Consider the following 949-nt stretch of genomic DNA (forward strand, 5'->3'; position numbering starts at 1 on the left):
CCGAAGGCGTCCGCGGCGGCGGTCGGGTCGAATCCGGGCGGGCTGTCCTTGAGCGCCAGGCCCATACCGGCCAGCTTCGCCTTGACCTCGTCGATCGACTTGGCACCGAAGTTGCGGATGTCCAGCAGGTCCGCCTCGGAACGGGACAGGAGCTCACCCACCGAGTGGACGCCCTCACGCTTGAGGCAGTTGTACGAGCGGACCGTGAGCTCGAGCTCCTCGATCGGCAGCGCCATGTCGGCGGCCAGGGCGGCGTCCGTCGGGGACGGGCCCATGTCGATGCCCTCGGCGTCCACGTTCAGCTCGCGGGCCAGGCCGAACAGCTCGACCAGGGTCTTACCGGCCGACGCCATGGCATCGCGCGGGCGCATGGCCTGCTTGGTCTCGACGTCGACGATCAGCTTGTCGAAGTCGGTGCGCTGCTCGACTCGGGTCGCCTCGACCTTGTAGGTGACCTTGAGGACCGGCGAGTAGATCGAGTCGACCGGGATCCGGCCGATCTCCTGGCCGACCTGCTTGTTCTGGACGGCGGAGACATAGCCGCGACCGCGCTCGACGGTCAGCTCCATCTCCAGCTTGCCCTTGCCGTTCAGCGTGGCCAGGACCAGGTCCGGGTTGTGCACCTCGACACCGGCCGGCGGGGCGATGTCCGCGGCGGTGACCAGGCCGGGGCCCTGCTTGCGCAGGTACATCACAACCGGCTCGTCGTGCTCCGAGGAGACGACGAGCTGCTTGATGTTGAGGATGAGGTCGGTGATGTCCTCCTTGACGCCCGGCACGGTGGTGAACTCGTGCAGGACCCCGTCGATCCGGATGGACGTGACCGCCGCACCGGGGATCGAGGAGAGGAGCGTACGACGCAGGGAGTTTCCGAGGGTGTAGCCGAAGCCCGGCTCCAGCGGCTCGATCACGAACCGGGAGCGGAACTCGTCGACGACCTCTTCGGTCA

General features: G+C 67.8%; 1 protein-coding gene. It reads right to left on the minus strand.

The features are described from left to right. On the minus strand, window positions 1–949 hold a 949-nt coding region (locus tag NMK44_RS41875), incomplete at both ends, for a DNA-directed RNA polymerase subunit alpha (protein WP_254753397.1).

Origin of the sequence: Streptomyces cucumeris (genome assembly GCF_024295805.1) — a bacterium.
GTDB lineage: Bacteria > Actinomycetota > Actinomycetes > Streptomycetales > Streptomycetaceae > Streptomyces > Streptomyces cucumeris.